Source organism: Streptomyces sp. ISL-99 (assembly GCF_018614005.1).
GTDB classification, from domain to species: domain Bacteria; phylum Actinomycetota; class Actinomycetes; order Streptomycetales; family Streptomycetaceae; genus Streptomyces; species Streptomyces flavidovirens.
This window is the reverse complement of the sequence record NZ_JAGGPC010000046.1, coordinates 12027-38733: the sequence shown is the minus strand read 5'-3', so window position 1 is coordinate 38733 and position 26707 is coordinate 12027. Positions and strand designations below refer to the sequence as shown.

Annotated in this window: 25 protein-coding genes; 14 read left to right on the top strand and 11 right to left on the bottom strand. The window is 70.2% G+C overall.

Going from position 1 to position 26707, the window contains the following annotated elements; translation table 11 throughout:
• Both J7E91_RS27045 and J7E91_RS27040 read left to right on the top strand, forming a co-directional pair.
• Nucleotides 1-784 (top strand): lysoplasmalogenase (locus J7E91_RS27045; protein WP_251016315.1); only part of this gene is annotated, 784 nt, incomplete at its 5' end.
• A 17-nt stretch (nucleotides 785-801) separates the two neighbouring features.
• Nucleotides 802-1845: a zinc-dependent alcohol dehydrogenase family protein gene (locus J7E91_RS27040; RefSeq protein ID WP_214909103.1), complete on the top strand. Its 1044-nt coding sequence runs from the start codon at nucleotides 802-804 to the stop codon at nucleotides 1843-1845.
• Nucleotides 1846-1920: 75 nt separating this feature from the next.
• Here J7E91_RS27040 and J7E91_RS27035 read toward each other — a convergent pair whose 3' ends face one another.
• Nucleotides 1921-3477, bottom strand: a complete 1557-nt coding sequence (locus J7E91_RS27035) for a S8 family serine peptidase (protein ID WP_214909101.1) — start codon at nucleotides 3475-3477, stop codon at nucleotides 1921-1923.
• Between the two features lie 40 nt (nucleotides 3478-3517).
• Entirely contained in the window at nucleotides 3518-5056 is a 1539-nt protein-coding gene (locus J7E91_RS27030) for a S8 family serine peptidase (RefSeq protein ID WP_214909099.1), read from the bottom strand.
• Between the two features lie 241 nt (nucleotides 5057-5297).
• Here J7E91_RS27030 and J7E91_RS27025 point away from each other — a divergent pair, with 241 nt between their 5' ends.
• The 3 genes from J7E91_RS27025 (at nucleotide 5298) to moaA (ending at nucleotide 8462) form a co-directional block, all read left to right on the top strand.
• Nucleotides 5298-5663 (top strand): DUF485 domain-containing protein, encoded by a 366-nt coding sequence (locus tag J7E91_RS27025; RefSeq protein ID WP_214909097.1) that lies wholly within the window; start codon nucleotides 5298-5300, stop codon nucleotides 5661-5663.
• Nucleotides 5660-7303, top strand: coding sequence for a cation acetate symporter (locus J7E91_RS27020; protein ID WP_214909095.1), 1644 nt, complete (start codon nucleotides 5660-5662; stop codon nucleotides 7301-7303). Before J7E91_RS27025 ends, J7E91_RS27020 begins: the two co-directional genes overlap by 4 nt.
• 169 nt (nucleotides 7304-7472) lie before the next feature.
• The gene (moaA, locus tag J7E91_RS27015; protein ID WP_214909093.1) at nucleotides 7473-8462 is read left to right on the top strand and encodes a GTP 3',8-cyclase MoaA; all 990 of its coding nucleotides are present in this window, start codon (nucleotides 7473-7475) and stop codon (nucleotides 8460-8462) included.
• Here moaA and J7E91_RS27010 read toward each other — a convergent pair.
• Together J7E91_RS27010 and J7E91_RS27005 are read right to left on the bottom strand one after the other, a co-directional pair.
• The gene (locus J7E91_RS27010) at nucleotides 8445-8714 is read right to left on the bottom strand and encodes a hypothetical protein (protein ID WP_214909091.1); all 270 of its coding nucleotides are present in this window, start codon (nucleotides 8712-8714) and stop codon (nucleotides 8445-8447) included. The two genes, moaA and J7E91_RS27010, sit on opposite strands and share 18 nt — an antisense overlap.
• A 193-nt stretch (nucleotides 8715-8907) precedes the next feature.
• A complete protein-coding gene (locus tag J7E91_RS27005; protein ID WP_214909089.1) occupies nucleotides 8908-9282 on the bottom strand; it encodes a DUF3099 domain-containing protein in 375 nt (124 codons plus the stop codon).
• Between the two features lie 209 nt (nucleotides 9283-9491).
• On the opposite strand from J7E91_RS27005, the gene J7E91_RS27000 reads away from it, so the two are divergent.
• Nucleotides 9492-9767 carry a GlsB/YeaQ/YmgE family stress response membrane protein gene (locus tag J7E91_RS27000; protein ID WP_214909086.1) on the top strand — a complete coding sequence of 92 codons (276 nt, stop codon included), beginning with the start codon at nucleotides 9492-9494 and terminating at the stop codon, nucleotides 9765-9767.
• 130 nt (nucleotides 9768-9897) lie between these two features.
• Here the strand turns inward: J7E91_RS27000 and tyrS are convergent, their stop codons facing one another.
• The 3 genes from tyrS to J7E91_RS26985 all read right to left on the bottom strand — a co-directional run bounded on the left by tyrS (nucleotide 9898) and on the right by J7E91_RS26985 (nucleotide 14167).
• Nucleotides 9898-11166: a tyrosine--tRNA ligase gene (gene tyrS, locus J7E91_RS26995; protein WP_214909084.1), complete on the bottom strand. Its 1269-nt coding sequence runs from the start codon at nucleotides 11164-11166 to the stop codon at nucleotides 9898-9900.
• A gap of 89 nt (nucleotides 11167-11255) precedes the next feature.
• Nucleotides 11256-12647: a metallopeptidase TldD-related protein gene (locus J7E91_RS26990; RefSeq protein WP_214909082.1), complete on the bottom strand. Its 1392-nt coding sequence runs from the start codon at nucleotides 12645-12647 to the stop codon at nucleotides 11256-11258.
• On the bottom strand, nucleotides 12644-14167 hold the full coding sequence (locus tag J7E91_RS26985) for a TldD/PmbA family protein (RefSeq protein WP_214909080.1): 1524 nt from the start codon (nucleotides 14165-14167) through the stop codon (nucleotides 12644-12646). The genes J7E91_RS26990 and J7E91_RS26985 overlap by 4 nt, the downstream gene beginning before the upstream one ends.
• 184 nt (nucleotides 14168-14351) lie before the next feature.
• Here J7E91_RS26985 and fabG point away from each other — a divergent pair, with 184 nt between their 5' ends.
• The 3 genes from fabG to J7E91_RS26970 all read left to right on the top strand — a co-directional run bounded on the left by fabG (nucleotide 14352) and on the right by J7E91_RS26970 (nucleotide 16390).
• Complete coding sequence (gene fabG / locus J7E91_RS26980) at nucleotides 14352-15071, top strand: 3-oxoacyl-[acyl-carrier-protein] reductase (protein ID WP_028814253.1); 720 nt, start codon at nucleotides 14352-14354, stop codon at nucleotides 15069-15071.
• Between the two features lie 4 nt (nucleotides 15072-15075).
• Nucleotides 15076-15843: an enoyl-ACP reductase FabI gene (gene fabI / locus J7E91_RS26975; RefSeq protein WP_214909078.1), complete on the top strand. Its 768-nt coding sequence runs from the start codon at nucleotides 15076-15078 to the stop codon at nucleotides 15841-15843.
• Nucleotides 15844-16030: 187 nt separating this feature from the next.
• Nucleotides 16031-16390 (top strand): hypothetical protein, encoded by a 360-nt coding sequence (locus tag J7E91_RS26970; RefSeq protein ID WP_308377215.1) that lies wholly within the window; start codon nucleotides 16031-16033, stop codon nucleotides 16388-16390.
• Nucleotides 16391-16408: 18 nt separating this feature from the next.
• On the opposite strand, the gene J7E91_RS26965 is transcribed toward J7E91_RS26970, so the two are convergent.
• Nucleotides 16409-17083 (bottom strand): FadR/GntR family transcriptional regulator, encoded by a 675-nt coding sequence (locus J7E91_RS26965; protein WP_214909076.1) that lies wholly within the window; start codon nucleotides 17081-17083, stop codon nucleotides 16409-16411.
• 75 nt (nucleotides 17084-17158) lie between these two features.
• Here J7E91_RS26965 and J7E91_RS26960 point away from each other — a divergent pair, with 75 nt between their 5' ends.
• The 4 genes from J7E91_RS26960 to J7E91_RS26950 all read left to right on the top strand — a co-directional run bounded on the left by J7E91_RS26960 (nucleotide 17159) and on the right by J7E91_RS26950 (nucleotide 19566).
• Nucleotides 17159-18448: a CynX/NimT family MFS transporter gene (locus J7E91_RS26960; RefSeq protein ID WP_214909075.1), complete on the top strand. Its 1290-nt coding sequence runs from the start codon at nucleotides 17159-17161 to the stop codon at nucleotides 18446-18448.
• 42 nt (nucleotides 18449-18490) lie between these two features.
• Nucleotides 18491-18607 carry an SGM_5486 family transporter-associated protein gene (locus J7E91_RS36250; protein ID WP_251016312.1) on the top strand — a complete coding sequence of 39 codons (117 nt, stop codon included), beginning with the start codon at nucleotides 18491-18493 and terminating at the stop codon, nucleotides 18605-18607.
• A gap of 154 nt (nucleotides 18608-18761) precedes the next feature.
• On the top strand, nucleotides 18762-18965 hold the full coding sequence (locus J7E91_RS26955; protein ID WP_214909074.1) for a hypothetical protein: 204 nt from the start codon (nucleotides 18762-18764) through the stop codon (nucleotides 18963-18965).
• Nucleotides 18966-19047: 82 nt separating this feature from the next.
• The gene (locus tag J7E91_RS26950) at nucleotides 19048-19566 is read left to right on the top strand and encodes a histidine phosphatase family protein (protein WP_214909072.1); all 519 of its coding nucleotides are present in this window, start codon (nucleotides 19048-19050) and stop codon (nucleotides 19564-19566) included.
• Between the two features lie 98 nt (nucleotides 19567-19664).
• Here the strand turns inward: J7E91_RS26950 and serB are convergent, their stop codons facing one another.
• Together serB and J7E91_RS26940 are read right to left on the bottom strand one after the other, a co-directional pair.
• Entirely contained in the window at nucleotides 19665-20891 is a 1227-nt protein-coding gene (serB, locus tag J7E91_RS26945) for a phosphoserine phosphatase SerB (RefSeq protein ID WP_214909071.1), read from the bottom strand.
• Nucleotides 20892-21207: 316 nt separating this feature from the next.
• Nucleotides 21208-22899, bottom strand: a complete 1692-nt coding sequence (locus J7E91_RS26940) for a streptophobe family protein (RefSeq protein ID WP_214909070.1) — start codon at nucleotides 22897-22899, stop codon at nucleotides 21208-21210.
• A gap of 246 nt (nucleotides 22900-23145) precedes the next feature.
• On the opposite strand from J7E91_RS26940, the gene J7E91_RS26935 reads away from it, so the two are divergent.
• Entirely contained in the window at nucleotides 23146-25716 is a 2571-nt protein-coding gene (locus J7E91_RS26935) for an FHA domain-containing protein (RefSeq protein WP_214909069.1), read from the top strand.
• A 79-nt stretch (nucleotides 25717-25795) separates the two neighbouring features.
• Here J7E91_RS26935 and J7E91_RS26930 read toward each other — a convergent pair whose 3' ends face one another.
• A complete protein-coding gene (locus J7E91_RS26930) occupies nucleotides 25796-26530 on the bottom strand; it encodes a transglycosylase SLT domain-containing protein (protein WP_214909068.1) in 735 nt (244 codons plus the stop codon).
• Nucleotides 26531-26707: the final 177 nt, after the last annotated feature.

Below are 26707 nucleotides of genomic sequence, written 5' to 3'. Positions count from 1 at the left end.
AGCCGGCGCCGTCGCAAGCGCCCGGCCCGGCACAGCCGGCGACGCCGGAGCCGGCCGTGGCCGGCGCGCGGCGTGGGGCCGGGGGCTCCTCGTTGCCTTCGGCGTCGCCGCCCTCGCCGACCTCGGCTCGCTCGTGGCCGGGGCCGACGCCGGTCACATGATCGCCAAGTCACTGCTCATGCCGCTGCTCGCGGCGTACGCCGTCGTGCGCGGCGCGCCGCGGCCGCTGATCGCCGCGCTGCTCTTCGGCTGGGGCGGCGATGTGTTCCTGCTCGCCGACGCGAACGGGGACGCGGACTGGGCCTTCCTCGTCGGCATGGGCTCCTTCGCCGCCGGACACGTCTGTTATCTGGTGATTTTCGCCGGGTTGGGAGCCAGCCGGGCGGGATTCGACCAGGCCGGCGCCCCCCGGGCCGGAGCCAAGACGTCCACGCTCCTCGGCGCCGGATACGCCGTCGCCCTCGTCACCACCGTCGCGCTCCTGTGGCCCGATCTCCCCGCCGAACTGCGCGCCCCGGTCGCCGGGTACAGCCTGCTGCTCACGGCCATGGCATGGCGGGCGAGCGGGATCGGCCTGTACGCCGGACTCGGCGGCGCGCTCTTCCTGCTCTCCGACACCCTCATCGCCACCGGCGTCGCCGAGTGGCCGCAGCTTCCCGTCCCCGACTTCTGGATCATGCTCACCTACGCGGCCGCGCAATACCTGCTGGTCAGGGGTGTGCTGCTACGGCAGGAGGCCCCGGCCGCCCCGTCGGCGTACCGTGAAGGCCGTACAACCGTCTGAGCAACAAGGACCCACCCATGCGCGCCACCGTCATCCACGCCCCGCACGACATCCGCGTGGAGGAGGTGCCGGATCCGCGGGTCCAGGAACCCACCGACGTGGTCGTACGGGTGCTGCGCGCGTGCATCTGCGGCAGCGACCTCTGGGCGTACCGGGGCGAATCCGCCCGGCAGCCCGGACAGCGCATGGGGCACGAGTTCCTCGGCGTCGTCGAGGAGGCCGGGTCCGGGGTGGCAGGGTTCGGGCCCGGCGATCTCGTCGTGGCGCCCTTCGTGTGGTCCGACGGGACGTGCGAGTACTGCGCCGAAGGGCTCCAGACCTCCTGCCCGCAGGGCGGCTTCTGGGGCTCGGCCGGCTCCGACGGCGGGCAGGGCGAAGCCGTCCGTGTGCCCTTCGCCGACGGCACGCTGGTCAAGCTCCCGGCCGCCGCGGCCTCCGACGACCGGCTGCTGACCGGGCTTCTCACCCTCTCCGACGTGCTGGGCACCGGACACCACGCCGCGGTCGGCGCGGGCGTACGGCGCGGGTCGACCGTCGCGGTCGTCGGCGACGGCGCGGTCGGGCTGTGCGGAGTGCTGGCCGCCAGGCGCCTGGGTGCCGAGCGGATCATCGCGCTGGGCCGCCACCGGGCGCGTACCGACATCGCCAAGACCTTCGGCGCCACCGACATCGTCGCCGAGCGCGGCGACGCGGCGGTGGCGGCCGTACGGGAACTCACCGGCGGGCAGGGCGCGCACGCCGTGATCGAGGCCGTCGGAACCGAGCAGTCGATGCGTACGGCCGTCGGGATCGCCCGCGACGGCGGCGCGATCGGTTACGTCGGCGTCCCGCACGGCAGCGGCACCGGCCTCGACCTGAGCGTGCTGTTCAACCGCAACATCGCACTGCGCGGGGGAGTGGCGCCCGTACGCGCGTACATCCCGGACCTGCTGCCCGACGTCCTGGACGGCACGATCGACCCGTCGCCGGTCTTCGACGTCACCGTCGGCCTCGACGGTGTGCCCGAGGGCTACCGGGCGATGGACGGACGCACGGCGCTCAAGGTTCTCGTCACGCCGTGACGCCCTGAGAGGGAAACGGGCCGCCCGGTGGAGTCCGGGCGGCCCGTTCCGCGTACCGCTTGCCTGCTTCCTTGCCTACTTCTTGGTCACGGCGTCCAGCGCGTCGGCGATGCCGACCCCGTAGAAGCCGTTGTAGTTCTTACCGCCCTCGCACACCGCGTCGACCTTGCCGTCGCCGTTGATGTCGTACGGGTCGGTGCACGGCACCGCGTCCGCCTGGCTCGCCAGGAGGGACTTGACGCGTTGCGCCGAGGCGTGCGGGTGGGTGCTCTTGATGAGCGCCGCCACGCCCGCCACATGCGGGGCGGCCATCGACGTACCGGCCATATAGGCCCACTTGCCGCCCGGAACCGGGCCCAGGATCAGCCCGCTGACAGCGGGAGGCGCGGGACGCTGGTACGCCGTGCTGTCGCCGCCCGGAGCCGCGATGTCGATGACACCGAGACCGTGGTTCGAGAACGACGACTTCAGGCCCTTGGCACCGGTCGAGGCGACCGTGACGACACCCGGCAGCTGCGCCGGGGCGTCGAGGCACTCGCCCGGGTCGACATCGCGCGGCACCGGGGTGGTGTCGTTCGGGCTCGTCGTGTCATGGATCGAGTCCGCCGCGAGGTCGTGGTTCGAGTTGCCGGCCGAGGCGACGTTCACCGCTCCCTTCTTCTCGGCGTACCGCGAGGCCCGGACGATGGCGTCGACGAGTGCCTTCTGGTCCGGGTCGTCCTTGCAGTTGAACATCCACGGGTCGGTGTAATAGCTGTTGTTCGTCACATCGACGCCGTGCTCGGCCGCCCACACGAAGCCACAGACGACCGACTCGGTGTAGAAGAAGCCGGCCGTCGTGGACACCTTGATGCCCGAGACCTTGACGCCCGGGGCGACACCGGTGACGCCGACGCCGTTCTTCGCGGCGGCGATCTCGCCCGCCACGTGCGTGCCGTGCGGGCTCTCCTCGGCCGACGGGCGCCAGGCGCCGTCCGCCGTGTCGGGCTTGCCGGTCACGCAGTTGACCGAAGCCTCGCGGTCGAAGTTCGGCGCGAGGTCCGGGTGCGTGTCGTCGACACCCGTGTCGATCACGGCGACCGTGACCTTCTTGCTGCCGAGCGTCTTCTCATGGGCCTTGTCCGCCTTGATGGCGGGCAGGTCCCACTGCAGCGGCTGCAACGGGTCCTCGCCCGCGACCGCCCCCGCCGAGGCCGCCTTCGCCTGGGCGGCGGTGAGGGCCTTCGGCGTACCGACATCCTTCGTCGACTGGGCGGGCAGCGGCGCCGTACGGGTCGCACCCGCCGACTGGACGCCCCTGACCTCCCGCATCGTCTTCGCGAACGCGTCGTTCGACGAGTGGACGACGATCACGCCGATCTGGTCGTACGCGTGGACGATCGTGCCGCCGGCCTCGCCGATGGCCTTCTTGACCTTCGACGAATTGCCGTACCCCGGACGGACGTTGACGACGTAACTCAGCGGCGTGCCGGCGGCCCCGGAGACCGCCGCCCTGGCGCCCGGCGTGCTGCCGAGCGCGTCGGCCGAGGTCGCCGACGCGGTGCCGGGCAGGAACGCGAGGGCGGCCGTGACGGCCATCCCCGCGGATACGGCCACGGTGCGGCGGGACCGCGAAGTGCGGTGCGGCGTCATGGAATCTCCGGTTCGCATGGGTGGGCGGAGCGTTGGACGATCACTTCTTGACGGCGTCGAGAGCGTCGACGACGCCGGCGCCGTAGTAGCCGTTGTAGTTCTTGTCGCCCTCGCAGGTGGTGGCCTCGACCCAGTTGCCCGCCGCGTCGTAGACGTGGCTCGGGCAGCCCGGGTTGTCGGCCTGCTTCTTGAGCAGGCGCTGGAGCTCGGCAGGACTCGCCTTCGGGTGTGCGCTCTTGAGCAGCGCGGCGACGCCCGCGACGTGCGGGGTGGCCATCGAGGTGCCCTGCTTGTAGCCGTAGCCGCCGTTCAGGACGGTCGACAGGACGCGGCCGTTGGCGTCCGGCGTGGCCGGGATCTGCCACTTGTCGCCGCCCGGGGCCGCGATGTCCGCGACGCCGTAACCGTAGCTGGAGTAGTACGACTTGACGTTCTTGTCACCCGTCGCGGTGACCGTCATGACGCCCGGCAGTTGGGTCGGGATGTCCAGGCACTCCGACGGGTCGATGATCCGGTCGCCGGGGGTGCTGTCATTGGGGCTGGAGTCGTCGAGGATCTCGTCGGCCGACAGGTCGAAGTTCGAGTTGCCGGCCGCCGCGACATTCAGGGCGCCCTTGCGCTCCGCGTACTTCGTGGCGCGCGTCAGGGCGTCGAGGAGGGCCTTCTGGTCCGGGTCGTCCTTGCAGTTGAACATCCACGGGTCGACGTAATAGCTGTTGTTCGTCACGTCGATGTCGTGCTCGGCGGCCCACACGAAGCCGCAGACGACCGCCTCGGTGAAGAAGAGGCTGGTGCCCGGCTCGCTGACCTTGATGCCCGCGAGCTTCACGCCCGGCGCGACACCGGCGACGCCGAGTCCGTTGCGCGGAGCGGCGATCGTACCGGCGACATGCGTGCCGTGGTCACTGCCGTCGGTGTACGGACGCCACGCGCCCTCCGACGAGTCCGCGACGCCGCCGACGCAGTTGGCCGACTGGGACTTGGAGAAGTTCGGCGCGAGGTCCGGGTGGGTGTCGTCGACACCGGTGTCGATCACGCCGACGGTGACCTTCGAGCTGCCGTCGTCGACCTCGGCGGCCTTGTCGGCGCCGATGGCGCGGATGTCCCACTGGTTGGCCTCCAGCGGCTCCTGACCGGGCGCCGCGGCCGCCTCGGCCTTCGCGGCCCCGGCCGCGGAGAGCTTCTGCGTGGTGCCTTCCTCCGTGATGCCGACCGGAGTGAGCGGGGCGGTGCGGGTCGCGCCCGCCGAAGAGACACCCTTGGCCTTGCGTATCTGCTTGCCGAAGTCCGGGTTCTGCGAGTGGACGACGATGACGCCGATCTGGTCGTACGCCTTCACCACTGTGCCACCGGCCCTGGCGATCGCCCGCTGCACCGAAGCGCTCGTGCCGTGGCCGCCCTTGGTGTTGACCACGTACGACAGCTTGGGACCGGTGGCGTTGGCCGCCGCCGGGGTCTCGGAGCCGTCCAGCGGGGCGGCCGAGGCTGCCGCTCCGGGCAGGAAGCCGAGCGTAGCCGTGAGAGCCAGTCCGACGGGCAGGGCGAGTGCGCGCTGCCGTCTGGATCCCAGATGAGCCATGGGTTCTCCACATCATCCGTGAGAGCCGCCCTTGCGCGGGTGCACATGAGCGGGTACATGACGAGTGAAGCTAGCGCTGATCATGCGTCGGTATCAACGTGTTGGGAAAAGAAATGGCGGATGCCGAACCGAGTCGTGATGCGATCCGTGCCGTTGTCAGGGGGACGAGCACCACCACCCCCCAACCAGTGAGGTCACTTTGTCCACCCCACCCACCGCACCCGCGTCGCGAGGAGATTCCGTGGCAACCGATGCACCACCGCCCCAGGGCGGCACGGGCCTGATCCGAACAGGGCACACGACAGAGGAGTTCGTCGAGGTGCAGGAGAGCGCCGAGTTCGGCGAACTGCGCCGTGCCCACCGCTCCTTCGCCTTCCCCCTGACGGTCGGCTTTATTGCCTGGTACCTGCTGTACGTCCTGCTGTCCAACTACGCGGGCGGCTTCATGGGCACGAAAGTCTTCGGCAACATCAACGTGGCCCTCGTCCTCGGCCTCGCCCAGTTCGCCACCACGTTCCTCATCGCCTGGTTCTACTCGCGTCATGCCGCCACGCAGCTCGACCCGAAGTCCGAGGCCATCAAGTCCCGTCTGGAGAGCGACGCATGAGCCCCGCGCTGACCACGGCGACCACCGTCCAGCTCGCCGCCGCCGGTGACGCGAGTGAGCACCGGCCGCTGATCATCACCCTCTTCGGCCTCTTCGTCGTCGCCACCCTTTTCATCACGGTATGGGCGGGCCGCCAGACCAAGAGCGCCTCCGACTTCTACGCCGGCGGACGCCAGTTCACCGGCTTCCAGAACGGCCTCGCGATCTCCGGCGACTACATGTCCGCCGCGTCGTTCCTCGGCATCGCCGGCGCCATCGCCCTCTTCGGTTACGACGGCTTCCTCTACTCCATCGGCTTCCTGGTCGCCTGGCTGGTCGCGCTGCTCCTCGTCGCCGAACCGCTGCGCAACTCCGGCCGCTACACGATGGGCGACGTACTCGCGTACCGCATGCGCCAGCGCCCCGTGCGCACCGCCGCGGGCACCTCCACCATCGTCGTGTCGATCTTCTACCTGCTCGCGCAGATGGCGGGCGCGGGTGTCCTGGTCTCGCTGCTCCTCGGCATCACCAGCGACGCCGGCAAGATCCTCATCGTCGCCCTCGTCGGCGTCCTGATGATCGTGTACGTCACCATCGGCGGCATGAAGGGGACCACCTGGGTCCAGATGGTGAAGGCCGTCCTGCTCATCGCGGGCACCCTGCTGATCACCTTCCTGATCCTGCTGAAGTTCAACTTCAACCTCTCCGACCTGCTCGGTACGGCGGCCTCCAACAGCGGCAAGGGCTCGGCGTTCCTGGAGCCCGGCCTCAAGTACGGCCTCACCGCCACCTCGAAGCTCGACTTCATCTCGCTCGGCATCGCTCTGGTCCTCGGCACCGCCGGCCTGCCGCACATTCTGATCCGCTTCTACACCGTCCCGACGGCCAAGGCCGCCCGTAAGTCCGTGAACTGGGCGATCGGCATCATCGGCGCCTTCTACCTGATGACCATCGTGCTCGGCTTCGGCGCCGCGGCGCTCCTCAAGCCCGGCGACATCATCGCCTCCAACAAGGCGGGCAACACGGCGGCGCCGCTCGCCGCCCTGGAGATCGGCGGCGGCGCGGACTCGGCGGGCGGCGCGATCCTGCTCGCCGTGATCTCCGCCGTCGCCTTCGCCACCATCCTCGCGGTGGTCGCGGGCCTCACCCTGGCGTCCTCGTCGTCGTTCGCGCACGACATCTACGCCAACGTCATCAGGCGCGGCAAGGCCACCGAGAAGGAAGAGGTACGGGCCGCCCGCTGGGCCACCGTGGCCATCGGCGTCGTCTCCATCGCGCTCGGCGCGATGGCCCGCGACCTGAACGTCGCCGGTCTGGTCGCCCTCGCCTTCGCGGTGGCCGCCTCCGCCAACCTGCCGACGATCCTCTACAGCCTGTTCTGGAAGAAGTTCACGACGCAGGGCGCCCTGTGGTCCATCTACGGCGGTCTGACCGCGTCCGTGGGCCTCGTGCTGTTCTCGCCGGTCGTCTCCGGCAAGCCCACGTCGATGTTCCCGGGTGCCGACTTCGCGTGGTTCCCGCTGGAGAACCCCGGCCTGATCTCGATCCCGCTCGGCTTCCTGCTCGGCTGGGCCGGGTCCGTACTGTCCAAGGACGAGCCGGACAAGGGGAAGTACGCGGAGCTGGAGGTCAAGTCCCTCACGGGCATCGGCGCGCACTGAGCGTACTGACCGCACTTCCCACAGCTGTGCCCCCGTGGCCGCGTCGTAGAGTCGTACGACGCGGCCACACCGCTCCCGTGGTATCGGAGCCCCCGGTGTTGTCAGAGGCGTCGCGTAGGCTCGACAACGTTCGAGAAACACGGATTCCGGATCGGGGAGTGGGTCGAGGATGCTTATCGACACTTATGGCCGAGTAGCCACTGACCTGCGCGTTTCGCTCACCGACCGTTGCAATCTGCGGTGTACGTACTGCATGCCCGAAGAAGGCCTGCAGTGGCTGGCCAAGCCGGATCTGCTCACGGACGACGAGATCGTCCGGCTGATCGGCATCGCCGTGACCGACCTCGGCGTGACCGAGGTGCGTTTCACCGGCGGCGAGCCGCTGCTGCGCCCCGGTCTGGTCGGGATAGTCGAGCGCTGCGCCGCACTCGCGCCGCGCCCCAAGATGTCCCTCACCACCAACGGAATCGGCCTCAAGCGCACCGCCGCCGCGCTCAAGGCGGCCGGCCTCGACCGGGTCAACGTCTCGCTCGACACCCTGCGCCCCGACGTCTTCAAGACCCTCACCCGCCGCGACCGCCACCACGACGTCATCGACGGCATGGCCGCCGCCCGCGACGCGGGCCTGACCCCGGTCAAGGTCAACGCCGTACTGATGCCCGGACTCAACGACGACGAGGCCCCCGACCTCCTCGCCTGGGCCGTCGAGCACGACTACGAGCTGCGCTTCATCGAGCAGATGCCGCTCGACGCCCAGCACGGCTGGAAGCGCGACGGCATGATCACCGCCGGTGACATCCTCGAATCCCTGCGTACGCGCTTCACGCTCGCCGCCGAGGGCGAGGACGAGCGCGGCTCGGCGCCCGCCGAGCGCTGGGTCGTCGACGGCGGCCCGCACCGCGTCGGCGTCATCGCCTCCGTCACGCGCCCGTTCTGCCGGGCCTGCGACCGGACCAGGCTGACCGCCGACGGTCAGGTACGGACGTGCCTGTTCGCCCGTGAGGAGTCGGACCTGCGCGGGGCCCTGCGCTCCGGCGCCCCGGACGAGGAGATCGCCCGGCTCTGGAAGCTGGCGATGTGGGGCAAGAAGGCGGGTTCCGGCCTCGACGACCCGTCCTTCCTGCAGCCCGACCGTCCGATGTCAGCCATCGGAGGCTGACCGGGCCTCCCCCTTCTCCCACTCCTCCAGCGACACCACATCCTTCAGGAAGCCGCGTACGCCGAGGAACTGGGAGAGGTGCTCGCGGTGCTCGTCGCAGGCCAGCCACGTCTTGCGGCGCTCCGGAGTGTGGAGCTTGGGGTTGTTCCAGGCGAGAACCCACACAGCGGCGGAGCGGCAGCCCTTGGCGGAGCAGACGGTGGCGCCGGCGTCGGCCGAACCGGGGAAAAGAAGGGAATCAGGGGAGTTCACGCACTCAACCCTAGGCCAAACCGCCGCTGACAAAGGCGACGCCGAGCAGCCACGGGGGGAGCTGCCCGGCGTCGGTCCGTCGCTCCGACGGGGGATGCGGAGCGCCTACGAAGTATGTCACGCGACACGGGGTGCGGTGCACCGGAACGTCATGATTGATCTGAGCTTTTCTTGAGCTTTGCAGACCAGAGGATCAACTCCGCTCGTGCGGCTGTTCCTCACGGCTGGGTCCGGACTCTTCCGGTGCGGGTTCCTCCGCAGTGGGCGGGGGTGCGCTTTCCAGGGCCGGCCGGACGGGTGTCGGAATGTGGGCCGAGGGCAGGGAGGAGGCATTCTCCCGGCCGCCGTTGGCGATGACCACGGCGATGTACGGGAGGAGAAGCCCCAGCGCAAGGGCCACGATCGCGACGTGCCGCTCCACATTCCACAGGACCGCGGCGAGGATCACGGCGACGGTCCGTACCGACATCGAGATCACGTACCGGCGCTGCCGGCCGCGCACGTCATCGGCCAGCGCGGGCCGGGCCCCGGTGATCCGGAAGACCTCGGTGTCCTTCTTCTTCCGCATCACGACGCACCACCCGTTTCGTGCCGGACGCTCCCTGACCGGACGCCTTCCACGGTACGCCGCCGCTCCGCCGCCTTCGAGAGCGGGGCGTCCCTCACCCGGGCCTTCGACCACCGCCGCACCACGTATGGCGGTGTCCGGCATGCGCCGTATGCGGGACCGTCCGAGACTGGGCCCACATGCGCACACCGCGCCGATGAGGAGGCGACATGAGCTGGTTGTGGGCAATCATCGTGGGTCTGGTCCTCGGTCTGATCGCCAAAGCGATCATCCCGGGCAAGCAGCAGATCCCGCTGTGGCTGACGGTGATCTTCGGCATCCTCGGCAGCATCGTCGGCAACTCTGTCGCCGCGGGGATCGGCGTCGAGGACACCAAGGGAATCGACTGGATCCGGCATCTGCTCCAGCTGATCGGTGCCGTAGTGATCGTCGGACTGGGCGACATGCTCTATGCCTCGATGAAGGGCAAGAAACGCCGGGCCTGAGTGTCGCGCGGCCGCATACACGCGGCCGCATACACGCGAACATGCGGGCTGCGTGAACAGGTGGCCTACGCGAAGAAGCGGCGGGAGCGTGGAATCCCACGCTCCCGCCGCTTCGCGCCGTACGACCGGCTCAGCCGGCCGCGACCTCGATCGCCGCCAGGTTCTTCTTGCCCCGCCGCAGCACCAGCCAGCGGCCGTGCAACAGGTCCTCGGACGCTGGTACGGCGTCCTCGTCGGCGACCTTCACGTTGTTCACGTAGGCCCCGCCCTCCTTGACCGTACGGCGGGCGGCCGACTTGCTCGGCGCCAGGCCGACCTCCACGAACAGGTCAACGACGGACCCGAGCTCCGCGACCCTGGCGTGCGGCAGCTCGGACAGCGACGCGGCCAGCGTGGCCTCGTCGAGACCGGCGAGCTCGCCCTGCCCGAACAGCGCCTTCGACGCCGCGACAACCGCCGCGCACTGCTCGGCGCCGTGCACCAGCGTCGTCAGCTCCTCGGCCAGCGCGCGCTGGGCGGCGCGGGCCTGGGGCCGCTCGGCGGTGAGCTGCTCCAGCTCCTCCAGCTCCGTGCGGCTCTTGAAGCTGAGGATGCGCATGTACGGCGAGATGTCCCGGTCGTCCACGTTCAGCCAGAACTGGTAGAACGCGTACGGCGTGGTCATCTCCGGGTCGAGCCAGACGGCGCCGCTCTCGGACTTGCCGAACTTGGTCCCGTCCGCCTTGACCATCAGCGGCGTGGCCAGCGCGTGCACGTTCGCGTGCGGCTCCAGGCGGTGGATCAGGTCGAGACCCGCCGTGAGGTTGCCCCACTGGTCGCTGCCGCCCTGCTGGAGCGTGCAGCCGTAGCGCCGGTAGAGCTCCAGGAAGTCCATGCCCTGGAGCAGCTGGTAGCTGAACTCGGTGTAGCTGATGCCCTGGTCGGACTCCAGCCGCCGGGCGACCGAGTCTTTCGCGAGCATCTTGCTGACCCGGAAGTGCTTACCGATGTCCCGCAGGAACTCGATCGCGGAAAGCCCCGCGGTCCAGTCGAGGTTGTTGACCATGGTGGCCGCGTTCGGGCCCTCGAAGGACAGGAACGGCTCGATCTGGGCACGCAGCCGCGCCACCCAGTTCGCGATCGTCTCGGGGTCGTTCAGGGTGCGCTCGGCGGTCGGCCGCGGGTCACCGATCTGGCCGGTCGCCCCGCCCACCAGGGCGATCGGGCGGTGCCCGGCCTGCTGGAGCCTGCGGACGGTGAGGACCTGTACGAGGTGTCCCACGTGCAGGCTGGCCGCCGTCGGGTCGAAGCCGCAATAGAACGTGACCGGACCGTCCGCGAGCGCCTTGCGCAGTGCGTCCTCGTCAGTGGACTGGGCGAACAGCCCGCGCCACTTCAGCTCGTCGACGATGTCCGTCACGGTCTTGACTCTCCTTGAACGGTGCTTGACTCGGTCATGACGCTGTGGATTCTCCACGCTGTGGATTACTCCCGGCCAGTCTATGGGCGTCACACGCCCTGACTGACCGAGCTCATGTTGAAGTCCGGGATGCGCAGTGCCGGCATCGCGGCCCGGGTGAACCAGTCGCCCCACTCGCGCGGCAGCGTTTTCTCGGTACGTCCGGCCTCGACGGCCCGCGACAGCAGGTTCACCGGCGACTCGTTGAACCGGAAGTTGTTCACCTCGCCGACCACCTCGCCGTTCTCCACGAGATAGACGCCGTCCCGGGTCAGCCCGGTCAGCAGCAGCGTCGCCGGGTCGACCTCGCGGATGTACCAGAGGCAGGTCAGCAGCAGCCCGCGCCCGGTCGAGGCGACCATCTCCTCCAGCGAACGCTCCCCGCCGCCGTCCAGGATCAGGTTGCCGATCGCCGGGGCCACCGGCAGCCCGGTCAGCCCCGCGCTGTGCCGCGTCGCGACCAGGTGCTCCAGCCGACCCTCCCGCACCCAGTCGGTCGGGGCCAGCGGCAGCCCGTTGTCGAAGACCGAGGAGTCGTCGCCCGAGGAGTGCGCGACGACGAAGGGCGCCGACTCCAGGCCGGGCTCGTTCGGGTCGCTGCGCAGCGTCAGGGGCAGCTCGGACAACGTCTGGCCGACCCGCGTCCCCCCGCCCGGCCTGCTGAACACCGTGCGCCCCTCTGCCGCGTCCCTGGCCGCCGACGACCACAGCTGGTAGATCAGCAGGTCCGCGACGGCGGTGGGCGGCAGCAGCGTCTCGTACCGCCCGGCCGGGAGGTCGATCCGGCGCTCGGCCCAGCCCAGGCGCTTGGCCAGCTCCGCGTCGACGGCCGCCGGGTCGACGTCCTTGAAGTCCCGGGTCGAGTACCCGGCCCAGGCCGAGCGGCTGCGGTCCGGCGACTTGGCGTTGATCTCCAGCGTGCCGTTGGGCTGGTCGTGACGCAGGCGCAGGCCCGTCGACGTACCGAGATACGTGGACGTCATCTCGTGGTTCGCGAAGCCGTACAGCTCACGGCCGCCGGCCCGGGCGCGGGCGAAGGCCTCGCCGAGCGCGGGCGCGAAGTCGGTGAAGACACTGGACGAGGTCTCGGCGGGCGCGTCCGTGAAGTCCGGGGACGCGGGCACCCCGGTGACCAGCGGCTGGGCGTCCTCCGCCGGCCCGGCGCCGCGCGCCGCCGCTTCGGCGGCCCGTACGAGCGGCTCCAGCTCGTCCGGGGTGACAGCGGATCGTGACACGACCCCCGACGCGGTCCCCTCGGCCCCGTCGACGGTGGCGATGACGGTGAGGGTGCGTCCGCGCGTGACCCCGTTCGTGGTGAGCGCGTTGCCCGCCCAGCGCAGATTGGCGGAGGAGTTCTCGTCGGCGATGACCACACAGCCGTCGGCCGTGGACAGCTCCAGAGCCCGCTCGACGATCTCGTACGGCTTGGCTGTGCGGCTCATCGGCCCGCCTCCTGCGTCGTATTAAGGATGTTGACACCGCGGAACAGCGCCGAAGGACACCCGTGGGAGACGGACGCGACCTGGCCCGGCTGGGCCTTGCCGCAGTTGAAGGCCCCGCCCAGCACGTACGTCTGCGGGCCGCCGACCGCGGTCATCGAGCCCCAGAAATCGGTGGTCGTCGCCTGGTACGCGACATCGCGCAACTGGCCCGCCAGCCGGCCGTTCTCGATGCGGAAGAAGCGCTGCCCGGTGAACTGGAAGTTGTAGCGCTGCATGTCGATCGACCACGACCGGTCACCGACGACATAGATCCCGCGCTCGACGCCGCCGATCAGATCCTCGGTCGACAGGCCGCCCGGATCCGGCTGGAGCGACACATTCGCCATGCGCTGCACCGGCACGTGCGCGGGGGAGTCGGCGTAGGCGCAGCCGTTCGACCGGCCGAGACCCGTCAGCTTCGCGATGCGCCGGTCCAGCTGGTAGCCGGTGAGCGTCCCGTCCTTGATCAGGTCCCAGGACTGCGCCTCGACGCCCTCGTCGTCGTAACCCACCGTGGCGAGCCCGTGCTCGGCGGTCCTGTCACCCGTCACATTCATGATCGGCGACCCGTACGCCAGCTTCCCCAGCTGGTCGAAGGTGGCGAAGGAAGTCCCGGCGTACGCCGCCTCGTAACCCAGCGCCCGGTCCAGCTCCGTCGCGTGCCCGATCGACTCATGGATGGTCAGCCACAGATTGGACGGATCCACCACCAGGTCGTACGTCCCCGCCTCCACACTCGGCGCGCGCATCTTCTCGGCGAGCAGCGAGGGCATCGTCTCCAGCTCACCCTCCCAGTCCCAGCCGGTCCCCAGCAGGTACTCCCAGCCCCGCCCGACCGGCGGCGCGATCGTCCGCATCGAGTCGAACTCGCCGGTCGTCGCGTCCACCGCGACCGCGGTGAGCTGCGGATGCAGCCGCACCCGCTGCTGGGTGGTGACGGTGCCCGCCGTGTCCGCGTAGAACTTGTTCTCCTGCACGGTCAGCAGCGAGGCGTCCACATGCGCCACGCCGTCGGCCGCCAGCAGCCGCGCGCTCCAGTCGGCGAGCAGCCCCGACTTCTCCTCGTCCGCCACGTCGAACGGATTGATGTCGTACGACGAGATCCACGTCCGGTCCGCGTGCACCGGCTCGTCGGCCAGCTCCACCCGCTCGTCGGACCCGGCCGCCTTGATCACCTTCGCCGACAGCTTCGCCATCGCCACCGCCTGGCCCGCGACCCGCGCGGCGGCGTCCATGCTCAGGTCCACACCGGACGCGAACCCCCAGCTGCCGCCGTGCACCACCCGTACCGCATACCCGAGGTCCGTGGTGTCGGAGGAACCCGACGGTTTTGCGTCACGCAGGCGCCAGGACGCGCTGCGCACTCGCTCGAAGCGGAAATCGGCATGGTCGGCTCCCAGCGCGCGGGCACGCGCGAGCGCCGCGTCGGCGAGCGCGCGCAGCGGCAGGGCTGTGAACGCTTCGTCGATGGAATGAGGCACGGATGACTCCTGTCGTCGGGACCGGTCCCCCAGATCATGTCGCGCCGACGGGTCCCTTGCCCACCACTTTCTGTAGGGACCCGACAGCGACTTCTCCGTGGCACTGTCAGGGCCCGATTCTCTGTACGTGGTCCGGTACCGATAGTTTCGATCAGTACCAGACCGCTATCGAAAGGGTGATCCGTTGAGCCGCTCGGTTCTCGTCACCGGAGGAAACCGGGGCATCGGCCTCGCCATCGCCCGCGCTTTCGCCGACGCCGGCGACAAGGTCGCTTTCACGTACCGTTCCGGCGAACCGCCGGCCGCCCTCACCGAACTCGGCTGCCTCGCCGTCAAGTGCGACATCACCGACAGCGAGCAGGTGGAGCAGGCCTACAAGGAGATCGAGGAGAAGCACGGTCCCGTGGAGGTGCTGGTGGCCAACGCCGGCGTCACCAAGGACCAGCTCCTCATGCGCATGTCCGAGGAGGACTTCACGTCCGTACTCGACACCAACCTCACCGGTACCTTCCGGGTGGTCAAGCGTGCCAACCGCGGCATGCTGCGCGCCAGGAAGGGGAGGGTCGTACTGATCTCCTCGGTCGTCGGGCTCCTCGGCTCGGCGGGGCAGGCGAACTACGCCGCCTCGAAGGCCGGTCTGGTCGGCTTCGCGCGCTCCCTCGCCCGTGAGCTGGGCTCGCGCAACCTCACCTTCAACGTCGTCGCGCCCGGGTTTGTCGAGACCGACATGACCGGGGCGCTCACGGACGAGCAGCGCGAGGGCATCGTCGCCCAGGTGCCGCTCGGCCGTTACGCACAGCCGGAGGAGATCGCCGCCACCGTGCGCTTCCTCGCCTCCGACGACGCGTCGTACATCACTGGAGCCGTCATCCCGGTTGACGGCGGATTGGGCATGGGGCACTGATCACATGAGTGGAATTCTCGACGGCAAGCGCATCCTCATCACGGGTGTGCTGATGGAGTCCTCCATCGCCTTCCACACCGCCAAGATGGCCCAGGAGCAGGGTGCCGAAGTCATCCTGACCGCCTTCCCCCGCCCCACGCTGACCGAGCGCATCGCGAAGAGGCTGCCGAAGCCGGCGAAGGTCATCGAGCTGGACGTCACGAACACCGAGCACCTGGACCGGCTCGAAGGCCTGGTCCGTGAGGAGCTCGGCGGCCTCGACGGCGTCGTCCACTCCATCGGCTTCGCGCCGCAGGACGCGCTCGGCGGCAACTTCCTCAACACGCCCTTCGAGTCCGTCGCCACCGCGATGCACGTCTCGGCGTTCTCGCTGAAGTCGCTCACCATGGCCTGCCGCCCGCTGATGGGCAGCGGCAGCTCGGTCGTCGGCCTCACCTTCGACGCCCAGTTCGCCTGGCCGCAGTACGACTGGATGGGCCCGGCCAAGGCCGCGCTGGAGGCCACCTCCCGCTACCTCGCCCGTGACCTGGGCCCGGACAACATCCGGTGCAACCTGATCTCCGCCGGACCGCTCGGCTCCATGGCCGCCAAGTCCATCCCCGGCTTCTCGGAGCTGGCGAGCGTCTGGGACGACCGCTCCCCGCTGAAGTGGGACATGTCCGACCCGGAGCCGGCCGGCCGCGGCGTCGTCGCGCTGCTCTCCGACTGGTTCCCGATGACGACCGGCGAGATCATCCACGTCGACGGCGGCCTGCACGCCATCGGCGCGTAACGCCGCACCGCTCCTGGGAAGCCGCGCGACCGTCCGGCGGACGGTCGCGCGGCTTCCGTGCGTTCCGGGCACGGCCCGTGGTGACCCTCCGTGCGCGGTCCGCTCCCGAGTCGAAAAGACCGGCGACTGCCCGCAGACTGAGGAAACCGGGACATACCCGGCGCTCTGTGGGGAGGAGGTGGCGCATGTGCGCCCGTCGAACCGTCGAGCGGCAGCCGCCCTGCTGGCCGTGGCCGCCGTGGCCGGACTGGCCGCCCCAGCCGTCGCCGAGCGCGCGGCGGATGCCGGACGGAAGCCCGCAGCGAAGAAGGTCGCGCTTTTCGGCTCCACCTGCCGCACGGCCATCGACGGCTCGCGCGTCGTCGCGTACTGCCACAACCCCTACCCCGAGTCCGACCTGGTGCGGCTGCACGCCGAGTGCGACCGCTGGTGGGACATCGACGCGGACGGCTCGCCCGTCGAGGTCGGCCCCGCGCAGACCGTGCGGCTGACAGACCGCTGCTGGAAGGAAGTCCGCTCGGCCTGGGTCAGCCACCACCGGATGTAGCGACCGTACGGCGGCCTCCTACACCCGGTCCCCGAGGCACTTGAGCGAGTAACCCGCCGCCTCCGTGGCCGCCGTCTCCGCGTCCCGCGCGCGGATCGCCTCGATCAGCCGCCCGTGGTCCATGTGGTCCTCCGGGCGCAGCTCCTGCCCCACGTCGTCGCGCAGCCAGTCGCGCAACAGGTCGCCGAGGTCGGCGTACAGCCCGATGAGCACGTCGTTGTGCGAGGCGGCGACGACGGCCAGGTGCAGCGTCGCGTCCGCGCGGACGAACAGCTCTGCGTCGCCCGAGGCCCACGCCTCCTCGCGCCGCGCGAGCACCGCGTCGAGCTGCCGCACATCACGCTCCGTACGCCGCTCCGCCGCCAGCCGGGCCGCCGACGACTCCAGGGTCGAGCGCAGCTCCGCGATATGGCGCGGGTCGGCGTCCGCGAACCGGCGGTGCATGACGCCGGCCAGCTCACTGGTGGCGATGACGTACGTACCGGACCCCTGCCGGATGTCCAGCAGCCCGTTGTGCGCCAGCGCACGCACCGCCTCCCGGACGGTGTTGCGGGCCACGCCCAGCTGCTCGACCAGCTCGGGCTCGGTCGGAATGCGTGACCCCACCGGCCACTCGCCCGAGGTGATCTGGTTGCGCAGCTCGGTGATCACCTGGTCGGAGAGTGCCGAACGCCGGGGTGAGGTCAGCGCCATGGTGTTCGTGCTCCTGGTTCGGGATGGGAGGACCAATTGGACAACCAATCATCCCATGATTCTATGATGGTCACCATGTCCCGAGACGAGACCCGAACCCTGAACCCCGCCCCAGCAGCCTCCGTACGCCAGGAGCAGCCGCAGCCGCGGTCGGCCTGGGGCACCCGGCTCGTGATCCTCGGACTCGTTCTCGCCGCGCTCAACCTCCGCCCGGCCATCACCAGCCTCGGCCCGCTCCTCGAAGAGGTCCGTACCGGACTCGGCATGAGCGGCAGCGTCGCCGGCCTCCTGACGTCCGTGCCGCCGCTCTGTTTCGCGGTCTTCGGCCTCACCGCCCCGCGGCTGGCCCGCCGCTTCGGCCCCGGCGCGATCGTCTGCGCGGGCATGGCGGCCATCGCGGCCGGCCTGTTCATCCGCTCCTACCTCGGCGGTACGGCGGGATTCCTGGCCGCCAGCGCGCTCGCCCTCATGGGCATCGCGGTGAGCAACATCCTCATGCCCGTCATCGTCAAGCGCTGGTTCCCCGACCGCGTCGGCCAGATGACCGGGCTCTACTCGATGGCCCTCGCGCTCGGCACCGCGCTCGCCGCGGCCGCCACCGTCCCCATGACCCGTGCGCTGGGCGGCAGTTGGCAGACCGGCCTCGCCGTGTGGGGCACTCTGGCCGCCGTCGCCGTACTGCCCTGGCTCGTCCTCACCACCCACTCCAGCACCCGGGCGCCGAAGACCCGCACCACCGCCCAGGAGCAGGGCGGCGCCCCCGCCCCCGCCCCCGCCCCCGCCCTGAGTATCACCCGCAGCCGTACGGCGTGGGCGCTCGCCTGTTACTTCGGCCTCCAGGCCACCGCGGCGTACATCACCATGGGCTGGATGCCGCAGATCTTCCGCGACGCGGGAGTCTCCGCGGGCACGGCCGGTGTGCTGCTCGCCGTGACCATGGCCATGGGCATACCGCTCGCGTTCGTCATCCCGCGCGTCGCCTCCCGCATGCGCAACCAGGGCCCGATCGTCGTCGCCCTCGGCCTTTGCGGTCTCATGGGTTACGCCGGCCTCTACCTCGCCCCGGCCGCCGGGGCCTGGGCGTGGGCCCTGCTGCTCGGCGTCTCCAACTGTGCCTTCCCGCTCGCCCTCACCATGATCGGCATGCGGGCGAAGAGCGGCGCGGGCGTCGTACGCCTCTCCGCCTTCGCACAGAGCACCGGCTACCTCATCTCGATCCCCGGGCCGCTGCTGGTCGGCGTGCTCTACCAGCACAGCGGCAGCTGGGGCCTGCCGATCGGCCTCATGGCGGGCCTGATGGTGCCGCAGCTGGTGGTCGGCGTGCTTGCCGGACGCAACCGCACGATCGAGGACGAGCTCGGCTGACCCGGCCGCGGCCGGGCGTACAAAGGGTGCGAGACTGGCCGTATGCCTGTACTCGACCCCAATCCCCAGAACGGCCAGAAGAAGCTGCTGCTCGTGCTCGGCGCGATGCTCGGCATCACGGTGATCATCGCGATCATCGCCTCGCTGGCCTCGCCGTAAGCCCCGATGCTCCGGCACTCCGATGGTGGGGCTGTCCCACCATCCCCTAGGGGGCCAGGGTCAGGGTGAAGTGGGTGGGTCACCGGATGGGTTCCCGCGCGCGCACTCCGTAGGTTCGGCGTACATCAGCCGAACAGTGAAAACGGAGGCGGTCATGGCGGCCCGCGCACACCCCAGGACCAACTCCACGGCCTCCGGCATCGACACCCGGCTCCCGTGGTGGGCCCTCGCCCTCCCCGCCCTCGCCTTCGCTGTCCTGCTGCTGCTGATCGCCGGGCCGGGCGAGGCGCACGCGGCGCCCGGCGACCCGGCCCTCGCGCACTTCGTGGAGCGCATCCAGCAGACCCTGTCCCACTAGCCGTGGCAACCCGTTCACCCGTGCTGGGGCAGCCCGCCAACACCCTGCGCCCCGTGGCGGGATTCGTGCGAAGCTGGGATGCATGAGCGTCGATACACCCCGCAGGATCGTCCTACTCCGGCATGCGAAGGCCGACTGGCCGCAGGTGTCCGACCACGATCGGCCGCTCGCCGACCGCGGCCGCAAGGACGCCCCGGTCGCAGGCCACCGGCTGGCGGACACGGGCATCACCTTCGACCTGGCTCTGTGCTCGACCGCGACCAGGACCCGTGAGACCTGGAAGCTGGCCGTACAGGAAATGCCGCGGCGTCCCAAGACCGTCTACGAGGAGCGGCTGTACGAGGCCACCCTCGGCGACGTTCTCGCGCTCCTGAACGAGACTCCGGACGAGGTGAACGACCTCCTCGTCATCGGACACAACCCCAGCATGCACGCGGCCGCCGACGCGCTCGCGGGCAGCGGCGAGGCCGACGCGATGGCCCGCATGACCAAGAGCGGCTTCCCGACCGCGTCGTTCGCGATCGTCGGCTTCACCGGCTCCTGGAAGTCCGTGGAACACGGCGTGGGCAAGCTGCTGGACTACTGGGCCCCGCACGACTGAGGCCGTCTCCCTTTTCCGGTACGTGAGCACGAAGGCCCCGGCGCGCATCCGCACCGGGGCCTCAACAAGCTCACTCACTCATGCACGCACGCACGCGTTCACTCGGCCAGGCCGTCGGCGGCCTCCACCTCTTCACGGGTGACGCCGAGCAGGTACAGCACGGTGTCCAGGAAGGGCACATTCACGGCGGTGTCGGCGGCCTCGCGCACGACGGGCTTGGCGTTGAAGGCGACGCCGAGGCCCGCCGCGTTCAGCATGTCGAGATCGTTCGCGCCGTCGCCGACCGCGACGGTCTGGGCCAGCGGTACGCCCGCCTCGGCGGCGAAGCGGCGCAGCAGCCGGGCCTTGCCCGCACGGTCCACGATCTCACCGACGACACGGCCGGTGAGCTTTCCGTCGACGATCTCCAGCGTGTTGGCGGACGCGAAGTCCAGCCCGAGCCGCTCCTTCAGGTCATCGGTGACCTGGGTGAACCCACCCGATACGACGCCCACTTGGTACCCGAGCCGCTTGAGCGTACGGATCAGGGTGCGAGCGCCGGGGGTGAGCCGTACTTCCTGCCGCACCTTGTCCACGACATCGGCGTCGAGCCCGGCGAGCAGCGCCACGCGCGCGTGCAGCGACTGCTCGAAGTCCAGCTCGCCGCGCATCGCCTGGGCGGTCACCTCGGCGACCTTGTCCTCGCAGCCCGCGTGCGCCGCGAACAGCTCGATGACCTCGTCCTGGATGAGCGTGGAATCCACGTCCATCACGACAAGGCGCTGGGCGCGGCGGTGCAGCCCCGCCGACACCACGGCCACATCGATGCCGAGCTCGGCGGCCTCCAGTGCGAGGGCGGTGCGCAGGGGCTCGGTCTCCGTACCGGACACCGCGAACTCCACTGCGGTGACCGGGTACTTGGCGAGCCGGAAAATACGGTCGATGTTGCCGCCGGTACCGGTGATCGTGGCCGCTATGGCGGCGGTCGACTCCGCGGTGAGCGGGTGCCCGAGCACGGTGACATGCGAACGCCCGCTTCCGCGCGGCCGGTTGTCGCCCGTACCGGAGATGATCTCGGCCTGGAGCCTGAGCGAGTCGGCCCAGCTGTGCACGGTGGCACGCAGCTCACCGGAGGTGCTCACGGCCGGCTCGGTGACGAGGGCGCACAGGACGATGCGGCCACGGGTGACGACCTGCTCGATGTCGACCACATCGACGTCGTAGGCGGCAAGCGTGTCGAAGAGCCCGGCGGTGATTCCGGGACGGTCCTTCCCGAAGATCTTGACGAGAAGGGTCGGGGCAGCGTCAGTGGACTGGCTGGGCAGACTGGGCTGAGATGCGCTCATGATGCCTCTACCGTATCGGGCCCCTCCACCACCCTCACCTCCCGTCCCGAGGACCGGACACCGCCCCCCGCCCCCGCCACAACCAGACCCCGCTGCGCGCCCCAGCCCCTGGCCTGCGCCCCGGCCCCGGCCCGGGGGCGCCCGGCACACCCGTCCCGTCCGGTCCGTGCGCCCGACCGGTACGGCGGAGGCGTCCGGCGCATCCAGCCCGTCCGGCGTTTGAGGACCGGGGTCCGGGGTGGAGCCACTCACGCGGCGGAGGCGCGCGGTACACAGCGGGAGGGGGTGGGTACGGGGACAGTCCCGCAGGGCCCGGTCAGCGCCCCCGTCCCGGTGGCCCCGGCGGCGGCGGGCCCTCCTCCGGAGGAGGTGGAGGCACCGGCCGGGGCCGCCGGGACGGGGGCGGAAGCAGCGGTCGGGGCCGTCGGGGCGGGGGCGGGACCATCGGCCCCACCACAGTCGGCGCCCCATGTACATCCTCCGGCGCCCGCAGGTAAGGATTCGTCTCCCGGTGCGGAGGCCGATACCCGGGGGAGGGCCGGTACGGACCCGGCACGTACGCCGGGTCCGGGTACGTCCGCCCACCCGCACCAGCGCCACCCGCACCACCACCATCCGCCCCGCGCCCCGAAGCCATCGCAGCCACCCGGCCCCCCGCCGCCCCCGTCCCACACGCCAGCAGCGCCCCCACGCCTCCCGCGCCCACCCCCCACACCGCACCCAGCAGCAGCGCCATCCCCATGCTTCCGTGCAGCTCGATCCCCGCGCCGAACGCGTCGATCCCCAGCACCGACAGTGACGCGTCGGCGGATACGCCCGTCAGCCACACCAGCAGCGGCAGCGCGACCCCCGCCGCCACCCCCAGCCGCACCGCGCACCGCCCAGCGAACCCCGCCACCGACAGCTCGCCCCCGCCCCGCGGCGTACGCGCCGCCGTGAGCGCACCGGCGTACAGCATCATCAGCGCGGCCGCGACACCCAGCAGCCACACCCGCCCGTCCAGCTCCGCTAGCCGCCCCAGCGTCACCGGCTCGTCGGCGTTCACCCGCAGCAGCTCGTCCAGCGGGTCCGGCAGCAGCTTCGCCATCTCGCCCGTCGCCTCGCCGCTCCACGGCACGAACAGCCCGAGCGGGATCCCGAGCCACACCCCGTTGGGCGCCCCGAGCAGCGCCGCCCCCACGATCCGCTTCGGGTTCTCGTCGCCGGCCGCCGCGTACGCCGCTGCGGTGAGCCCCGCGAGAACCGCGACCACGAGCACCGTGACCACAGCGGACACGGCCGGCCGTACGACCCGGTGCACCGCGTCCCACCCACGCGGCAGCGGCGTACGACGCGAGGCGAGCAGCGCGACGACGAGCACCCCGAGCACCCAGCAGGACGCACCCACCAGCGTCTCGCCGGTATTGACGGTGAAGCCGACCGACGCCTTCGCGTCCGCGAGGCCGGCCAGCCGGTCGGGCAGCAGCCCGCCGATGTCCCCGAGTCCGAGCCCGTCGGGCAGTAACTCGTCGACTTCCCGGGGCACATCCTTCCTCGGCACCTTGTCGAGTTCGAACGCGTCGCCGTCGATCGTGATGACGTCGTGCCCCGCCCGGGCGAGCCCGCCCATCGTGGCGACGAACAGCACGGCCACCGCCCCCGCCCTGGCGGCCAGTTCACTCACGGAAATCAATTTCCCCACACCGCGCAGGGACCTCAGGAAGAAGAACGAAAGAAGGAAAGCGCCCGCCAGCCCCACCCCGAGTGGCGCGATGTCGACGGCGGTCGTCGCCTCCGCACCGTCGAGGCCGAACGCCGAGACATCGCCGGACGGGCTGACCGAACCACCCGCCCCCAGCACCACTACAGCCGCCGTCATCGGCCCGAGCGACCCCGCCGAATCCGCGCCCAGCAGATGGAGCCCGAGGGCCGCGACACCGGCCATGCCCACCAACGCCCAGCTCACCGCGGCAACAGCGGCAAGCAGCACATCGCCCCACCGCACGCCGCTCCGGCCGCTCGCACTCATCAGGGCCCCCCGATCCGTGCTGAACTGTCCTATGTTGTTCTATTCGCGCATGATCCGTACGTACTCATGCGTGCTTACCACTCTCCGGAGGTATTTCTCCCACGTCAACGGGGGCAGCCGTGCGCGGTCTTCACAGGGCTCGACTTTCTAATTCGGGACCGGGCCTGAAATAGTTCCTCCCGATGTTCAGCATCCCTAGACTCCCTGCGACGGGGGTAACTCGGGGGACAACTAGTGGGGCGCGGAGTGCCGGAACTCGTACTGGAATTGAATGGAAGGACCTGGACGCTCGATCCGTCCAGGTCGTACACCCTCGGACGTGATCCGCAGGGCGATGTGGTGATCGACGACGCCAGGGTCTCGTGGCGGCATGCCACCGTCAGCTGGGGCGGCCGCAGTTGGGTCATCGAGGACCACGGCAGCACCAACGGCACGTACGTACAGGGCCAGCGGATCCACCAGATGGAGATCGGCCCCGGCTCCGCCGTGCACCTCGGCAACGCCACCGACGGCCCGCGGCTCAACCTGTCCGGCGCGGGTGTGCCCAGCGGGCAGGGCGCCATGGCCCAGCAACAGGCACCTCAGCAGCAGGCGGCGCCCCAGCAGGCACCTCAGCAGCAGGGCGCTCCCGGCTGGGCAGCCCAGGCACCGCACCAGCCGCACCAGCCCCATCCACAGGACGCGGCGCAGAATCAGCACAACCAGCAGCAGCCCCAGCAGGCATGGCAGCAAGCGCCCCAGGCGCAAGTGCCGCACCAGCAGGGCGGCCCGGCCGGCGGTGTCGCGGGGGCTCCGCCGGTGTACGGTGACCGCAGCCCGACGACGTTCCACCAGGTCTCCATGGGCCGCGTGATGCGGATCGGCCGTGCCCTGGAGAACGAACTGGTCGTCTCCGACCTCCAGGTCTCCCGACTGCACGCCGAGTTCACCGCGACGCCCGACGGCCGGTTCCAGATCCGCGACCTCGGCAGCCACAACGGCACGTACGTCAACGGCCAGCCGATCCCCAAGTCCGGCACCGTGCTGCTCGGCCCCAGCGACATCGTCGGCGTCGGCCACTCGACGTTCCGCCTCGTCGGGGACCGCCTCGAGGAGTTCGTCGACACCGGCGAGGTCTCCTTCTCCGCCCGCCACCTCACGGTGACGGTCGACGGCGGCAAGCAGATCCTCAAGGACGTCTCCTTCGGCGTACCGGAGAAGTCGCTCATCGCCGTCATCGGCCCCTCGGGCTCCGGCAAGTCCACCCTGCTCAAGGCGCTCACCGGCTACCGGCCCGCCAACCAGGGCGACGTCCTCTACGACAACCGCAACCTCTACAAGCAGTTCGCCGAACTCCGCCAGCGCATCGGCCTGGTCCCGCAGGACGACATCCTGCACAAGGAACTGACCGTCAAGAAGGCCCTCAAGTACGCCGCCAAGCTCCGCTTCCCCGCGGACACCACGGAGGCCGAGCGCGAACAGCGCATCAACGAGGTCCTCGGCGAGCTCAAGCTGGACATCCACAAGGAGAAGAAGGTCACCTCCCTCTCCGGTGGCCAGCGCAAGCGCGTCTCCGTGGCCCTGGAGCTCCTGACCAAGCCGTCGCTCATCTTCCTCGACGAGCCGACGTCCGGTCTCGACCCGGGCATGGACCGCGACGTCATGCAGCTGCTGCGCGGCCTCGCCGACGACGGCCGTACGGTCCTCGTCGTCACCCACTCCGTGGCCGAGCTCGCGATCTGCGACAAGCTCCTCGTCATGGCGCCCGGCGGGTCCGTCGCCTACTTCGGTCCGCCGGAGGAAGCACTGAACTTCTTCGGCTACAGCACCTGGGCCGACGTCTTCTCCGCCTTCGAGAACTACCGCGACTATGACTGGGCGGGCCGCTGGCGCGGCTCCCAGCACTACCAGATGTACGCCGCGGACATCGACGCCGTCGCCGCGCAGCCCGTACACATGCCGCCGGCGCAGCAGATGCGCCCGCCCAAGCCGCAGAGCTGGGGCTCACAGCTGTGGACCCTGATCCGCCGCTATGTGTCGGTGATCGTGTCCGACAAGGGCTTCATCGGCCTCATGCTGATCCTCCCGGCGGTCCTGGGCATCGTCAGCACCGTGATCCCGGCGGACAGCGGTCTGGGCTTCGGTCCGGAGAGGAACAGACTGATCAACAAGGACGCCGGCACGATCCTGCTGATCCTCGCGGTCGGCGCGTGCTTCTCCGGCGCCGCCAACTCCGTCCGTGAACTGATCAAGGAACGGGTCATCTACGAGCGCGAGAGGGCCACCGGCCTGTCCCGCTCGGCGTACCTCATGTCCAAGGTCATCGTCCTCGGGTTCATCACCGCCCTCCAGGGCGTGATCATCGCGGCGATCGGCTTCGGCGCCCGCTCGAAGCTGCCGGCCGAGGGTGTCATCTTCGAGGACACCCCGGTCATCGAGATGACGATCGTCATCAGCGCGCTCGGCTTCACCTCGATGATGTTCGGTCTGATCATCTCCGCGCTGGTGAAGACCGCCGAGAAGACGATGCCGCTGCTGGTGATGTTCGCGATCGTCCAGGTGGTCTTCACCGGTGTCCTTTTCCAGCTCCACGACAGCCCGGGCATCGAGCAGGTCGCCTGGCTCATGCCGTCGCGCTGGGCCGTCGCCGCGCTCGGCACCACGGCGCAGCTCAACGTCACCATGCCGTGGGACCCGCTCAACCTCGACGGGCTGTGGGAGCACACCGCGGGGCAGTGGATGCTCGACATGGGCGTGCTGCTCGGCATCGGCGTCCTCTGCGGCTTCGTGGTGGTGCGCCTGCTGCGCCGCCACGAGCCGGAGGTCATGCGCAAGTAACGGCGCCGCACCGGACACGCCGAAGGGCGGCACCCCAGGGGGGTGCCGCCCTTTCGCACACTCTCGGACGTCGTCAGGCTCAGTAGGCGCTGTTGACGTTGTCCATGGAGCCGTAGCGGTCGGCCGCGTAGTTGCAGGCGGCGACGATGTTGGCGACCGGGTCGTACTGGTCGTGCTTCGTGCCGGGGACGTGGTACGCGTCGAAGGTCGGCTTGATGACCTGGAGCAGACCCTTGGACGGGATGCCGTTGATGGCGTTGATGTCCCAGTTGTTGATCGCGCGCGGGTCGCCGGCGGACTCGCGGATGATGTTGCGGTGGATGCCCTCGTAGGAGCCGGGGATGTTGTGCTTCTTCATGATGGACATCGCCTCACGGATCCACCCGTCGAGGTTGTTCGCGTAGACCGGCTTGCGCGCGGCGGCGCGGCTCGCGGCCGCACGCTCGTCGGCGCGCTTCTTCGCCTCGGCCTTGGCCTTGGCGTCGGCAGCGGCCTTGGCCTTGGCGGCCGCCTCGGCCTTCGCGTCGGCCTTCGCGCGGGCCTCGGCCACAGCCTTGGCCACCTTGTCGGCGCCGACCTGCTGCTGCGTGATGCTCGTGTGCACTGTCTTGGCCTGGACACTGCCGGCTGCTGCCGACCACGCCACCGGAGCGGTGGCGGCCACGGACTTCGTGTCGGCCTCGGCCGACGCGTTGCCAGGGACGAGCGAGAACGTGAGGGCGGCGGCGCCGAGGGCGGCGACACCGGCGATCGAGAACTTGTGGTTCTTGTTCAGGTTCAGGCGGCTATAGCCAGGGGTGCGAGACGCGGACATGCAGACGTACCTCTTCGAATAGCGGAAGTCGCGGAGTCCGCGACGGCAGCCATTGTTAGCGTCCGCAAAATCCTGTGGCAAAGGTGTGACGTACGATCCCCGGTAGTGGACGAGGCCCCTGGCGCAAGGGCCTGACGCGGGGCGATACCCAGCCCAGACGCCCCTTATGCAACAACT